16 protein-coding genes are annotated in these 13,207 nt (G+C 69.5%); 12 read left to right on the top strand and 4 right to left on the bottom strand.

What is annotated here, in order from left to right:
- Window positions 1–32: 32 nt before the first annotated feature.
- Entirely contained in the window at window positions 33–1,790 is a 1,758-nt protein-coding gene (locus tag QF035_RS24760; RefSeq protein ID WP_307522758.1) for a trypsin-like serine protease, read from the top strand.
- A gap of 136 nt (window positions 1,791–1,926) precedes the next feature.
- On the opposite strand, the gene QF035_RS24755 is transcribed toward QF035_RS24760, so the two are convergent.
- Window positions 1,927–2,949, bottom strand: a complete 1,023-nt coding sequence (locus QF035_RS24755) for a LacI family DNA-binding transcriptional regulator (RefSeq protein ID WP_307522755.1) — start codon at window positions 2,947–2,949, stop codon at window positions 1,927–1,929.
- A gap of 23 nt (window positions 2,950–2,972) precedes the next feature.
- Window positions 2,973–3,797: a response regulator transcription factor gene (locus QF035_RS24750; RefSeq protein ID WP_307522754.1), complete on the bottom strand. Its 825-nt coding sequence runs from the start codon at window positions 3,795–3,797 to the stop codon at window positions 2,973–2,975.
- 277 nt (window positions 3,798–4,074) lie between these two features.
- On the opposite strand from QF035_RS24750, the gene QF035_RS24745 reads away from it, so the two are divergent.
- From QF035_RS24745 to QF035_RS24715, 8 genes are all read left to right on the top strand, one after another.
- Window positions 4,075–4,989, top strand: a complete 915-nt coding sequence (locus tag QF035_RS24745) for an alpha/beta hydrolase (RefSeq protein ID WP_307522753.1) — start codon at window positions 4,075–4,077, stop codon at window positions 4,987–4,989.
- A 93-nt stretch (window positions 4,990–5,082) separates the two neighbouring features.
- Window positions 5,083–5,337 (top strand): MoaD/ThiS family protein, encoded by a 255-nt coding sequence (locus tag QF035_RS24740; RefSeq protein ID WP_055614662.1) that lies wholly within the window; start codon window positions 5,083–5,085, stop codon window positions 5,335–5,337.
- Between the two features lie 7 nt (window positions 5,338–5,344).
- Window positions 5,345–6,652: a hypothetical protein gene (locus QF035_RS24735; protein WP_307522751.1), complete on the top strand. Its 1,308-nt coding sequence runs from the start codon at window positions 5,345–5,347 to the stop codon at window positions 6,650–6,652.
- A 309-nt stretch (window positions 6,653–6,961) separates the two neighbouring features.
- Window positions 6,962–7,729 (top strand): LmeA family phospholipid-binding protein, encoded by a 768-nt coding sequence (locus QF035_RS24730; RefSeq protein WP_307522749.1) that lies wholly within the window; start codon window positions 6,962–6,964, stop codon window positions 7,727–7,729.
- Window positions 7,730–8,021: 292 nt separating this feature from the next.
- Window positions 8,022–8,129 carry a putative leader peptide gene (locus tag QF035_RS55840; protein WP_362082748.1) on the top strand — a complete coding sequence of 36 codons (108 nt, stop codon included), beginning with the start codon at window positions 8,022–8,024 and terminating at the stop codon, window positions 8,127–8,129.
- Between the two features lie 145 nt (window positions 8,130–8,274).
- A complete protein-coding gene (locus QF035_RS24725; RefSeq protein ID WP_055617550.1) occupies window positions 8,275–9,114 on the top strand; it encodes a sulfurtransferase in 840 nt (279 codons plus the stop codon).
- 37 nt (window positions 9,115–9,151) lie between these two features.
- Entirely contained in the window at window positions 9,152–9,439 is a 288-nt protein-coding gene (locus QF035_RS24720; RefSeq protein ID WP_055617549.1) for a DUF1416 domain-containing protein, read from the top strand.
- Window positions 9,440–9,650: 211 nt separating this feature from the next.
- Window positions 9,651–9,911, top strand: a complete 261-nt coding sequence (locus QF035_RS24715) for a DUF3099 domain-containing protein (RefSeq protein ID WP_143639496.1) — start codon at window positions 9,651–9,653, stop codon at window positions 9,909–9,911.
- A 22-nt stretch (window positions 9,912–9,933) separates the two neighbouring features.
- On the opposite strand, the gene QF035_RS24710 is transcribed toward QF035_RS24715, so the two are convergent.
- Entirely contained in the window at window positions 9,934–10,296 is a 363-nt protein-coding gene (locus QF035_RS24710) for a DsrE family protein (protein WP_055617547.1), read from the bottom strand.
- 234 nt (window positions 10,297–10,530) lie between these two features.
- Between QF035_RS24710 and QF035_RS24705 the strand changes: the two genes are divergently transcribed.
- The 3 genes from QF035_RS24705 (at window position 10,531) to ygfZ (ending at window position 12,659) form a co-directional block, all read left to right on the top strand.
- Window positions 10,531–11,106, top strand: a complete 576-nt coding sequence (locus QF035_RS24705; RefSeq protein ID WP_055617545.1) for an FABP family protein — start codon at window positions 10,531–10,533, stop codon at window positions 11,104–11,106.
- 30 nt (window positions 11,107–11,136) lie between these two features.
- Window positions 11,137–11,598 carry a Fur family transcriptional regulator gene (locus QF035_RS24700; RefSeq protein ID WP_189838334.1) on the top strand — a complete coding sequence of 154 codons (462 nt, stop codon included), beginning with the start codon at window positions 11,137–11,139 and terminating at the stop codon, window positions 11,596–11,598.
- A gap of 86 nt (window positions 11,599–11,684) precedes the next feature.
- Window positions 11,685–12,659: a CAF17-like 4Fe-4S cluster assembly/insertion protein YgfZ gene (gene ygfZ / locus QF035_RS24695; protein ID WP_307522743.1), complete on the top strand. Its 975-nt coding sequence runs from the start codon at window positions 11,685–11,687 to the stop codon at window positions 12,657–12,659.
- 13 nt (window positions 12,660–12,672) lie between these two features.
- On the opposite strand, the gene dtd is transcribed toward ygfZ, so the two are convergent.
- Complete coding sequence (gene dtd, locus QF035_RS24690; RefSeq protein ID WP_307522741.1) at window positions 12,673–13,098, bottom strand: D-aminoacyl-tRNA deacylase; 426 nt, start codon at window positions 13,096–13,098, stop codon at window positions 12,673–12,675.
- Window positions 13,099–13,207: the final 109 nt, after the last annotated feature.

Raw genomic sequence — 13,207 nt, 5'->3', positions numbered from 1 at the left:
TTCACGACACACCACCACCTCAGGAGCCCTGAGTGATACGTGCCCTGCGCGACCGTTGGAGACGCCCCGTCACGGCGTTCCCCGCGGCCGCTCTCGCGCTGGCGCTGAGTTGCGCCAGCGTCCTCGCGGCCCAGCCCGCGACAGCGGCGGACGACCCCACCGGGGGTCTGCCCGACGCGAACCTCTCGCAGCCCGCGAAGCCGACCGCCTCCGCCAAGGAGCTGCGCGACCGGATCGTCGCGGCGGCGAAGGCGACCGGCGAGACCCCCGCGGACGCCTCGCCCAGCAAGTCACCGTTCATCATCGGCGGCGGTGAGACCACCATCGCCAGTGCCCCGTGGATGGTCCAGCTCGGCTACTCCGACCCGGCCACCGGCAACGGCTACTTCTGCGGCGGCACCCTCGTCGCCCCGAACAAGGTCCTCACGGCCGCCCACTGCGTCGCGGGCCTCGACTGGGTGAGCAACGGCGCCGTCCTGGCCGGCACCACCGACCTCGACGACTACGCCACCGGCACCCCCGCAGGCGTCTTCCGCCAGTGGACCCACCCCCGCTACAACGACGCCACCGCCCAGAACGACATCGCGGTGCTCACCCTGGACCGCCCGCTGGAACAGCAGTGGCTGCGCCTGGCCGCGTCCGACGACAGCGCGCTCTACAAGGCCGGCACCGCGGCCACTGTCTACGGCTGGGGCCTGACCTCCGGCGCCGAGGACGCCACCCTCTCGACGAAGCTGAAGAAGGCGAGCCTGCCGCTGGTCGCCGACTCCACCTGCAACAGCGCCATGCAGACGGTCCTCGGCGACGACGAGTTCATCGAGGGCTCGATGACCTGCGCGGGCACCCCCGCGACCGGCGCCGACGAGGGCACCGACAGCCCCTGCAACGGCGACTCCGGCGGCCCCCTGGTCGTCGGCGACAAGATCGTCGGCATCGTCTCCTGGGGCGTCGCGGGCTGCACCGGCAAGGGCGCCTACCCGGTCTTCACCAAGGTCAGCTCCTACGCCTGGGCGGCCCAGCCGCGCGTCGACGACACCGACCTGACGTACGACGGCCGCGCCGACCTGCTGGCCCGCACGCCCTCGGGCGGCCTCTTCCAGCAGGACAGCAAGGGCACCTCGCTGGCCCAGCGCGCCTACCAGGGCAACGGCTGGCAGACCGCCACCTGGGTCCTCCAGGCCGACCTGGACCGGGACTTCTACCAGGACCTGATCGTCCGCGACAAGACCGACGGCAAGCTGTACCGCAGCTACATGGACCACGCCGTCGGCGACTGGACCTGGATGCAGATCAGTTCGGTCTGGGGCGGCTACAAGTCGTATGCGATCCCCGGCGACATGACGGGCGACGCCCGCCCGGACCTGCTCGCGGTGGACGCCGACGGCTCGGTCTACCTCTACCCGGGACGCGGCAACGGCGAGTTCTACGGCAAGGTCAAGGTCGTCAGCGGCTCCTGGAAGAACGTGAAGATCTTCGGCCACGGCGACCTCTCCGGCGACGGCAAGCCCGACCTCCTCGTCCGCTCCACGGACGGCACCCTCTGGCTCTACCGCGGCACGGGCAAGGAGAAGACCCCCTGGTCGGCCCGCATCAAGGCCCGTACCGGCTGGAACTTCACCTCGTACGTCTCCAACGGCGACGTGACGGGTGACGGCGTGGCCGACATCATGGCCCGCGACTCGGGCGGCACGCTCTGGCTCTACCGCGGCACGAACAAGGCGTCCAGCGACCTCTTCGCCGCCCGCACCAGCCTGGGAACGGGCTTCAACCAGTACAACTTGCTGTTCTAGAAACCGCTGAACAGACGTCGGCCCCCGCCACTTGGCGAGGGCCGACGCTTTTGTCCTTTGCTTTTAGGGGCGCGGGGAACTGCGCGACAAGCCACGACGCACCCGCAGCCGACCAACAACCCACCCGACCGAGCTGCTACTCACACCCACAAGACCGCCGCACAACCAACTGCGACGGAAACAACTTCAACCGCTCCCGCCGAGCGCCAGCGACCCGCAGCCCATCGTCAAGCACAAGATCCACCGCAGCCCGAGCCATCGCAGACCGATCGCTCGCGATCGTGGTCAGCGGCGGATCGGTCAACGCCGCTTCCTTGATGTCGTCGAACCCGGCGACAGCCAACTCCCCCGGCACATCGATCCGAAGCTCACGCGCGGCCCGCAACAACCCGACCGCCTGGTCGTCCGTGGAACAGAAGATCGCCGGCGGCCGATCCGGCCCGGCCAGCAGCTCAAGCCCCACCTTGTACGCGTCGTACCGGTTGTAGAGCGCCTCGAAGAGGCGACCCTCCGTCGAGCGCCCGGCCTCGTGCATCGCACGCCGCCAGCCCTCCACGTGGTCGGAGACGGGGTCACCGACGGTGGGGGTCTCCGCGACACCGCCCAGACAGGCGACGTACTCGTACCCGTGCTCGAGAAGATGACTTGTCGCGAGCTGGGCGCCGCCTATGTCGTCCGTGACGACGGCGACGTCGTCGATGGCCTCGGGCCGCTCGTGCAGCAGCACCACCCGGGCGTCCCACGCCTCGATCTCGGCGGCGGCCAGATCGTTCAGCGCGTGGCTGACGAGGATGAGCCCCGAGACCCGCATTCCGAGAAAGGCCCGCAGATAGTGGACCTCGCGCTCGCCGACATAGTCGGAATTGCCGACGAGCACCATTTTCCCGCGCTCGGACGCGGCCTGTTCGACCGCGTGCGCCATCTCCCCGAAGAAGGGCTGGCGCGCGTCCGGCACGATCAGGCCTATGAGGTCCGTACGCCTCGACGCCATGGCCTGGGCAACCCGGTCGGGCCGATACCCCAGCTCCTTGATCGCGGCGAGGACACGCTCGCGCGTGGCCGGGGCAACCGGCCGGGGTCCGTTGTTGATGACGTAACTGACGACGGCAGTCGACGTCCCTGCCAGTCGTGCTACGTCATCCCGAGTCACCTTGGCCACGCGCGGAGTCTACGCGGATGGACCTACCTCTGTGCAGGTCGTACGGGCTCCTGTGCCTCCACCGTGACCTCGGCACTCTCGGTGGCGTCGAGGTGTGCCGACTCGTCCGTATTCTCGGTGTCCCCCGGCTTCTGCTGGGCCGCCTTGGCCTTCGCCTCGTCCGTGGCCCGGTCCGCCTTCTCCGGCGTGACGAATCGGTAGCCGACGTTGCGGACGGTCCCGATCAGCGACTCGTGCTCGGGTCCGAGCTTCGCCCGCAGCCGTCGTACGTGGACGTCGACTGTCCGCGTGCCACCGAAGTAGTCGTAGCCCCAGACCTCCTGGAGGAGCTGGGCGCGCGTGAAGACGCGGCCGGGGTGCTGCGCCAGGTACTTCAGGAGCTCGAACTCCTTGAAGGTGAGGTCGAGGACCCGGCCCTTGAGCTTGGCGGAGTAGGTCGCCTCGTCGACCGACAGGTCGCCGTTGCGGATCTCCATGGGGGAGTCGTCGTTGACGATCTGCTGGCGGCCCATGGCCAGCCGCAGTCGTGCCTCGACCTCCGCCGGACCTGCGGTGTCGAGCAGGACGTCGTCGATGCCCCAGTCGGCGGTGACGGCCGCGAGACCGCCCTCCGTGACGACGAGGATGAGCGGACAGCCGGGCCCGGTGGACCGCAGCAGCTGGCAGAGGCTGCGGACCTGAGGCAGGTCGCGCCGCCCGTCGATCAGGATGACGTCGGCACCAGGGGTGTCGACGAGAGCGGGGCCTTCCGCCGGAGCCACGCGCACGTTGTGCAGCAGCAGGCCGAGGGCGGGAAGCACCTCCGTCGACGGCTGGAGAGCATTGGTAAGGAGCAGCAGAGAACTCATCGCACCCCACCTGCCTGGGTCGTCACACGGTCTTGCACGGTTTGCTTGCCCATAACGTCGGTTCCTCCTCGGTCCCTGCGAGGACGTTTGCGGCACTGCTTCGTACTTCTCGCGGCTCCCGCGCCCCTGGGCGCCGCAATTGCGCTCTGACATCGCACTTCCTGTCGCGATATTTCCCCGGGGAGTCGTATACAGCGTTCGTATACAACGCTCCAGAAAGCGCAAAAGGACCCGGGGGCTTCGCTGCCCGAGTCCTCTGCCCAGCAGAATAGCCCACATGAACCTAGGTCCGGCAGGTCATGTGACGCGATCTTTGATTCGTCCACGCCTTGAGACAACCCTGCGGCCACCTCTGCGGAGATTTCTGCGCACGGTCGACGGGGTCACGATCGATGCCGCGTACGACCCCGGAAGGGGTACGTCCGCCGCCGCAGGCGACGTCCTCGACGACGTCCTCGGTGACGTCCGGGGCGACCTCGCCATCGTCGTCGCGCACGGCTTCACGGGCGACCTGGAGCGGCTGCACGTACGTCGGGCGGCGACCGCCTTCACGCAGTACGGGGCGGTCGTCACGTTCTCCTTCCGGGGCCACGGATCCTCCGGCGGGCGTTCGACGGTCGGTGACCGCGAGGTGCTCGATCTCGCGGCGGCGGTGGAGTGGGCACGAGAACTCGGTCACACCCGGGTGGCCACGGTCGGCTTCTCGATGGGCGGGTCCGTCGTCCTGCGGCACGCGGCGATCAATTCGGCCGGCGGTGAGGAGCACGAGGGGCGCACGGGAGCGCATACGAACGCGGTGGTTTCGGTGAGCGCACCCGCTCGCTGGTACTACCGGGGCACAGCCCCTATGCGCCGCCTGCACTGGCTGGTAACCCGCCCGGTCGGCCGGGCCGTCGGCCGCTACGGACTGCGCACCCGCATCCACCACCGTGAGTGGGACCCCGTCCCCTCCTCCCCGGTGGAGTCCGTCCCGCTGATCGCGCCCACGCCGTTGCTGATCGTCCACGGCGAGCAGGACGGCTATTTCCCGGTGGACCACCCCCGGATGCTGGCCGACGCCTCCGACGGCCACGCCGAACTGTGGCTGGAGCCGGGAATGGGCCACGCGGAGAACGCGGCGGCCGACGCGCTGCTGGCCCGCATCGGCCAATGGGCGGCCGGGGCGACCGGGGCGGCAGCACCCGCGGGCTAGCCTTGGCGGTGCTTGTCACCCGTTCACCTTCACCGACCGGCCGTCGGCCGCACGGACCGACCGTCGACCGAGCGACCAGGAATCAGGATTCAGATGGCAAAGGGCACGGTGCGTTACTGGGCCGCCGCCAAGGCCGCAGCGGGCATCGCGGAGGAGCCGTACGAGGCGGAGACCCTCGCGGACGCGCTCGACGCGGCACGCGAGCGACACCCCGGCGAACTCGTCCGCGTCCTGCGGCGATGCTCGTTCCTCATCGACGGTGACCCCGTGGGCACCCGCGGACATGAGACGGTACGGCTGGCCGAGGGCGGCACGGTCGAAGTGCTCCCGCCGTTCGCAGGAGGGTGACGGGACCATGAGCAACCAGCCGTACGAGGGGAACGGGAACGGGCCCTACGAGGGCTACGACCCCTATCAGCAACAACAGCCGCCGTCGGGGTGGCCGGGCGGGCAGCAGTACGAGGCCCACGCCGAGCCCGACCAGCAGCAGTACACCCAGCAGTGGGAGGGCCAGACCTGGGAGACCCAGGTCCAGCCCCCGGTCACACCGACCGCACCTGCGCCTGCACCGGCCGCGGACACGGCGTACTTCCCGCAGCAGGCTCCGCACGGGCCGGGGGCGCAGCAGTATGCGGCCCAGTACGGCGCCCAGTACGGGGTGGTGGGGCAGCCGATGCCGGCGGAGACGGCTTGGAACCAGGCGGGTCAGCCGGGCCAGGGCGGGCAGCCGCAGGGCTACGCGGGCGCGCAGGAGCCCCAGGGCCACCAGGGCCACCAGGGCCATCAGGGCCATCAGGGCTACGGAGGCCAGCCGCACGCGCCTGCGGGTGTGCCCGGCGCATCCTCTTCCGCCTCTGGCTCCGCGCCTGAGTACGGGCCGGCCACCGTCACCGGGAACTCCGGCCTCACCGCGGCGCAGCGGGCCCGTGCGGAGGGGCGTTCGCCGATCATCGAGCCCGGTCTGCAGCCGGCCGCGCTGACGGCGGTCCTCGGGCTGCTGATGGCCGGGGCGGCGGCCGTCGGGGAGTACGCACTGGTCGTACCGCTCGTGATCCTCCAGGCGGTGACCGCGGCGGGCTGGTTCCGGCTGAACGGGATGTGGCCGGCCAGGCAGGGCATCGCGCTCGCCTTCGCGGGCGCGCTCACCTCGGACGTCGCGCTGCTCGCGGCCGGACGGGAGAACGCGCCCGCCGCGATCCTCGGCACGCTCGGCGTCTGGGTCCTGCTGACGCTGGTCCTCCAGCTCCGCAGCCATGCGTCGCCGGACGAGCGGATGTACGGGCTGATGGCCACGGTCGTGTCCGCGGCGCTGGCGATCGTCGCGACGGGGCACCTGGCGGCGGAGCCGGACGCGGTGACGGTGGGGGCGGTGGCGGTCGGGGTGGCGGTTCTGGCCCGGGCGGTGCCTCTGCCGACGGTGGTTTCGGTGGCTGTGGGGTTGGTGGCTGGGGCGGGAGCAGGGGCTTTGCTGGGCGGGCTGACCGACTTCGGCACGCCGTCCGGTGCGCTCCTCGGCGCGGGCGCCGCCGCCTGCGCCCTGATCGGGCACCGCGTCGCCAGCTACGACTACCCGTCCCGCTTCGTCCACTTCACCGCGGGGGTTGCCCTCCCGTTGGCGGCAGCGGCCCCGGCGATCTACGTACTGGGCCGAGCACTGGCCTGACGAGCCCGACCTTTTCTCGCCCCTTTCAGGGGCTCCGCCCCCGAACCCCCGCTCCTCGAACGCCGGAGGGGCTACTTCTAGCCCGTCCGGCGTTTGAGGACGAGCGCGGCAGCGCGATACGGGGGTTCGGGGGCGGAGCCCCTGAGTAAGTGACGGGAATGGGTAGGGGCGGCGGGGGCGAGGAAAAGCGCTGGTCGTACCGCCACCCCTGTCACAGCTGATCGACAACTCCCCCCGTCCCCCGGCCGGAGGCCCCGGCAGGGTTACCCTCGCGCCAGGAGACCGCCAAGGTGGGGGAACACGGAAACCATGCGAGCACTACGAATTCTTCTGATCGTGACCGTCATCCTCGGCGGCCTCTTCATCATCGCCGACCGCGTAGCCGTCGGCTTCGCCGAGGACGAGGCAGCGGACAGGCTGAAGACCAACGAGGGCCTGGCCACCACCCCCAGCGTCTCGATCAAGGGCTTCCCCTTCCTCACCCAGGTGGTCGGCGGCGAACTGGACGAGGTCGAGGTCGGCATCAAGAACTACGAGGCCGACACGAGCGGCGCCACCGGCGGCACGGGCACCGCCGACGGCACCACCCCGGACAAGATCCGTATCGACGACCTCACCGCCCAGATGCGGGGCGTCGCGTTCTCCGGCGACTACAGCTCCGCGAAGGCCGCCTCGGCGACCGGCACGGCGACGATCTCGTACGACGAACTCCTCAAGGCGGCGAAGGCCGAACCCGTGGACGTCGCGGGCGGAGTCACCGCCAAGGTCGTCGGCCTCTCGGACGGCGGCAACGGCAAGATCAAGGTCGAGGTGGAGGCCACGGTGCTCGGCACCAAGCTCCCGCGCCCGGTCTCCGTGCTCAGCTCGGTCAGCGTCAAGGGCGACACCGTCCAGGTGCAGGCCGACTCCCTCCCCAACCTGGGCATCCAGCTCGCCGAGGACAAGGTCCGCCTGATCACCGACTTCCGGCAGCAGATCGACGGCCTGCCCGGCGGCATCAAGCTCGACAAGGTCGAGGCGGCGCCGAAGGGCGTCGACATCACGGTGAAGGGTTCGGACGTCAGCCTGGTCGGGTAGGTCGGGTAGGTCAGCCTGGCCGGGTAGGTCTGGTGGGGCGGGTAGGCCAGGTGGTGGACGGGGTAGGGAGTCAGGGCGTCCGCCCACTCGAATCACCCTCCGTGTCTGTCCGAAAGGCGAGACACCCCCGTCCGCACAGCAGATGTGCGGAAGATGTGATGAGGGCTACAGCCCCTCCGGGGCCGGAGGAAAACGGGCCGGACCCTCTCCCCATCCCACATCGCGGACGATCGCGTCTCAACATACGACACGCCGGTGACATGCCCGCCTGTCCGTCCCTACGATCGACGCTATGCAGTGCAAATTGAGCGTCCTCCGGCCGCGGGGACAGGCGGATCTCACGAAGCGGCGGGCAGTAGACCTGTGCCGCGTCGCCGCCATGCTCTGTCGCACCTTCTGAGCGGAAGCCTCGTTACTTCCGCGAGCCGGGCCCTTCGACCTCTCGCGTCGGGGCCACCCCTGCGCCGTCCAGCCGCCAACGGCATGACCGCGCCCCCCTCTCCACACGCACCGCCCCGCCGCAACTGCCCCGGAGGAGAACGAGCATGAGCCGCAGCGACGTCCTGGTAGACGCCGACTGGGTCCAGGACCACCTGGACGACCCCAGCGTGGCCATCGTCGAGGTCGACGAGGACACGTCCGCGTACGAGAAGAACCACATCCGCAACGCGATCCGGATCGACTGGACCAAGGACCTCCAGGACCCGGTCCGCCGTGACTTCGTCGACCAGGCCGGCTTCGAGAAGCTCCTGTCGGAGAAGGGCATCGGCAACGACACCCTGGTCGTCCTCTACGGCGGCAACAACAACTGGTTCGCGTCCTACGCCTACTGGTACTTCAAGCTGTACGGCCACGAGAACGTGAAGCTCCTCGACGGCGGCCGCAAGAAGTGGGAGCTCGACTCCCGCGACCTGGTCGCCGAGGTGCCCACCCGCGCCACGACCGACTACAAGGCGAAGGCGCAGAACACCGCGATCCGCGCCTTCCGCGACGACGTCGTGGCGGCCATCGGTTCGCAGAACCTGGTCGACGTCCGTTCGCCCGACGAGTTCAGCGGCAAGCTGCTCGCGCCGGCCCACCTGCCGCAGGAGCAGTCGCAGCGTCCGGGCCACGTCCCGTCCGCGCGCAACATCCCGTGGTCGAAGAACGCCAACGACGACGGCACCTTCAAGTCGGACGACGAGCTCAAGGAGCTCTACGCCGAGGAGCAGGTCGACCTGGCGAAGGACACCATCGCGTACTGCCGCATCGGTGAGCGTTCCGCGCTCACCTGGTTCGTGCTGCACGAGCTGCTCGGTGTCGAGAACGTCAAGAACTACGACGGCTCGTGGACCGAGTACGGCTCCCTCGTCGGTGTGCCGATCGAGCTCGGCGCCAACAAGTAACCCAAGGCCCGAAGGACTGAAGGACGGAAACGAAAACATGTGTGGAGCGAAGGCCGGCGGCCCGGACGCCTCGACGATCAAGCCCGGTGAGACCACCATCCAGGGTCAGGTGACCAAGGACGGCGAGCCGGTGGTGGGCTATGTCCGCCTCCTGGACTCGACCGGCGAGTTCACCGCCGAGGTCCCGACCTCGGCGACCGGACAGTTCCGCTTCTACGCGGCCGAGGGCACCTGGACCGTCCGCGCCCTCGTTCCCGGCGGCACGGCCGACCGCACGGTCGTCGCCCAGACCGGCGGCCTGGCCGAGGTCGCCATCACCGTCTGAACCCGTCTGAACCGCCTGACGGCAGACACCGTATAAACGGCCGAAGGGCCGCACCCCCGGGGGGTTGGACGCTTTCCGGCAAAGGGGTGCGGCCCTTCGGCTTGCCCACGGACAGACCATTCGAGCCGCCCCGGACTCCGTCCGCCGGGTCGTGGCATCGTCCCCGTCTCGCGGGGTGAGCCTTTACGCCGAGGCGTTCTACGCTGGACGTATGTACGCGCGAAGGCGTCACGTCTATTTCGCCATGATGGGCACGTGCATCGGGCTGTTCGTGCTGGCCTGGGGAGTCGTGCGGCTCTGGTCGGTGCCCGTGGCCGTCGGCATGTGCGTCGTGGCCATGGTGATTCCCCCGCTCGCGGCGATGGCGGCCAACCGGCGCGGCCCCGACGACCGCTGGTGGGACGACCCGTCCGGCGACCCCAAGTCCGACGACTGGTGGGACGAGCTGGACGGCAAGAAGCGCCGCCAGTGACCCGTCCCGGTCGGTATTCCGGTCAGTAGACGAGCGCCTGGGTCTCGTCCGCCAGGGCCTCCTGGACGAAGACCTGGGCGCCCGCGATGCGTACGCCCTCGATGACGTCCTTCTCCGTGATGTCCCGGCGGGCGGCGCACTGCGTGCAGAGGGTGAGGCGGCCGCCGGCCAGGATCGAGTCGAGCAGGTCGGGGAGCGGCGCCGCGTGCGGCAGCTCGAACTCGGCGGCACGCCCCGGCAGCGCGAACCACGCGGACTCGCCCGTCAGCCACAGCGACACGTCCACCCCACTGGCCACGGCGACCGCCGCCACCGTGAACGCCTGCGAACAGCGTTCGGGAGCATCGGCCCCCGCCGTCACCTTGATCACGAGCTTCTTCGCCATGCGCCGAATGGTAGGGCCTACCTCGGAGAGAGCTCCGCTCCCTGCCCGACTACAGTGGGGAGCGGCTCTGTACTGCCCACCACCGCGTCACCCCCGAGGAGCACCCCGTGCTTGAGTACTTCTTCGAAGCCCTGCTGGTCCTGGTCTGTGTCGGCGTTCTCGCCTTCACCGGGCTGGCCGTGAAGAAGCTGTACCAGGGCCAGCGCTGACCCCCATCAAGGAACTGCCGACCTCATGATCGAGATCCCGTCCGACCTGCACAAGGACCTCGTCCCCCTTGCCTTCCTGCTCGGCAACTGGACCGGCGCGGGCGTCCACGACTTCCCCGGCGACGAGAAGTGCAACTTCGGCCAGGAAGTCAGCTTCACCCACGACGGGCGGGACTTCCTGGAGTACCACTCGCACACCTGGGTCCTCGACGCCGAGGGCAACAAGGTGCGCGCGCTGGAGTCCGAGTCCGGCTTCTGGCGGATCGACCAGAACCGCAAGGTCGAGGTCGTCATGGTCCGCGACGACGGCGTCGTCGAGATCTGGTACGGCGAGATGGCCGACAAGAAGCCCCAGATCGACCTGGTCACGGACGCGGTAGCCCGTACGGCCGCCTCGGGCCCGTACAGCGGCGGCAAGCGTCTGTACGGCTATGTGAAGAGCGACCTCATGTGGGTCGGCGAGAAGCAGACCCCCGAGGTTTCGCTCCGCCCGTACATGTCGGCCCAGCTCAAGAAGGTCGTCAGCCCGGAGGACGTCGAGCGCTGGGCCAAGGCCCTGCCGGACGACATGCCGGACGACGGGATCGCTTTCTTCAAGTAGTTCTACAAGTAGTTCTAGACTTTCGGTGTGGTGAGCACTGGAAGCACCGAAGGCACTGACTGGAAGAGCGATCTGCGGCAGCGCGGCTACCGGCTGACGCCGCAGCGGCAACTCGTGCTCGAAGCCGTGGACACCCTGGAGCACGCGACCCCCGACGACATCCTCATCGAGGTGAGGAAGACGGCGTCGGGGGTCAACATTTCCACGGTGTACCGGACCCTGGAGCTCCTGGAGGAGCTCGGGCTCGTCTCGCACGCGCATCTCGGGCACGGGGCGCCCACGTACCACCTCGCGGACCGGCACCACCATCTCCACCTGGTCTGCCGCGACTGCACGAACGTCATCGAGGCGGACGTCGAGATCGCCGCCGACTTCACCGCCAAGCTCCGCGAGACGTTCGGTTTCTCCACCGACATGAAGCACTTCGCGATCTTCGGCCGCTGCGAGGACTGCACGGCGAGCGCGGCGAAGAAGGCCGCGAAGGCGGAGTAAGCGGCGGAGCGGCCCCTACGGCGAGTGGGCAGCGGCACTCCGCCGGAAATAAAAAGCGCGCCTACTCGGTCGTAGGCTGTGTGGATATGAAGAGCCCTCTGCTGTCCCTGCCCGGTGCCGTGCCCGCCGAGGGTGTGGACGAAGGTGTCGCCGCCCACTACGGGGACCTGTTCCGAGAACAGCGTGCCTTCGCCGGCGGCACCGGTTTCGTGGACCTCTCGCACCGCGGCGTGGTCACCGTCACCGGCGACGACCGGCTCAGCTGGCTGCACCTGCTGCTCACCCAGCACGTCAGCGACCTCCCGGCGGGCCGCGCCACCGAGGCCCTGATCCTCTCCGCGCACGGCCACATCGAGCACGCGCTGTATCTCGTCGACGACGGGACGACCACCTGGGCCCACGTGGAGCCCGACAGCCAGGACGCGCTGATCGCGTACCTGGAGTCGATGAAGTTCTTCTACCGCGTCGAAGTCACCGACCGCACGGCCGAGTTCGCGGTCGTCCACCTGCCCGCCGGCTCCATCGCCGACGTCCCCGAGGGCGTCGTCGTCCGCGAGACGCCGTACGGGCGTGATCTGTTCCTGCCGCGTACGGACCTGGAGTCGTACGCCGCAGACGTCGACCAGCACGGCCCGGCGGTCGGGCTGCTCGCGTACGAGGCGCTGCGCGTCGAGCACCACCAGCCGCGGATCGGTTTCGAGACCGACCACCGGACCATCCCGCACGAGCTGGGCTGGATCGGCAGCGCGGTGCATCTGCAGAAGGGCTGCTACCGCGGGCAGGAGACCGTCGCCCGCGTCCAGAACCTGGGCAAGCCCCCGCGCCGGCTCGTCTTCCTGCACCTGGACGGCAGCGAGGTCCATCTGCCGCCGCACGGCGCGGAGCTGCGGCTCGCGGACGAGGGGCCCGACGGGCGCAAGATCGGTTTCGTGACGACGGCCGTACGGCACCACGAGCTCGGGCCGATCGCCCTGGGCCTCGTCAAGCGGAACGTACCGCTGGACGCGCGGCTGGTGGCCGACACGACGGCCGCGGCGCAGGAGGTCGTGGTCGAGCCGTAGGGCAGCCCGGCGGTTACATCTCCAGCAGGACGGTGAACGGGCCGTCGTTCGTCAGTGAGACGCGCATCTGCGCTCCGAAGCGGCCCGTCGCCACCGTCGCTCCCAGCGAACGGAGCTGGGCCACGACCTCGTCCACGAGGGGCTCCGCGACGTCGCCGGGGGCGGCCGCGTTCCAGGTGGGGCGGCGGCCCTTGCGGGCGTCTCCGTAGAGCGTGAACTGGCTGATGACGAGCAGCGGGGCGTCGATGTCCGAGCACGACCTCTCGCCGGCCAGCATGCGGATCGACCAGAGTTTGCGGGCCAGTTGGGCCGCCTTCTCCTTGGTGTCCTCGTGGGTCACCCCGACCAGGACGCACAGGCCCTCGCCGCTGATCTCCCCGACGGTCTCACCCTCGACGACGACGCTCGCCCCGTCCACTCTCTGCACCACCGCACGCATAAGGACCATCATGCCGTGCGTCGGATTGACGTCGGTGCCGGCCTTGATGCCGGCCTTGGTGCCGACTCCGTACGGGGGCTTTCTTATTGATCCTTACCCCCCCATCTGG

The organism is Streptomyces umbrinus (assembly GCF_030817415.1).
Taxonomy (GTDB): Bacteria; Actinomycetota; Actinomycetes; order Streptomycetales; family Streptomycetaceae; genus Streptomyces; species Streptomyces umbrinus_A.
This window is presented reverse-complemented; position numbering and strand designations above follow the sequence as displayed.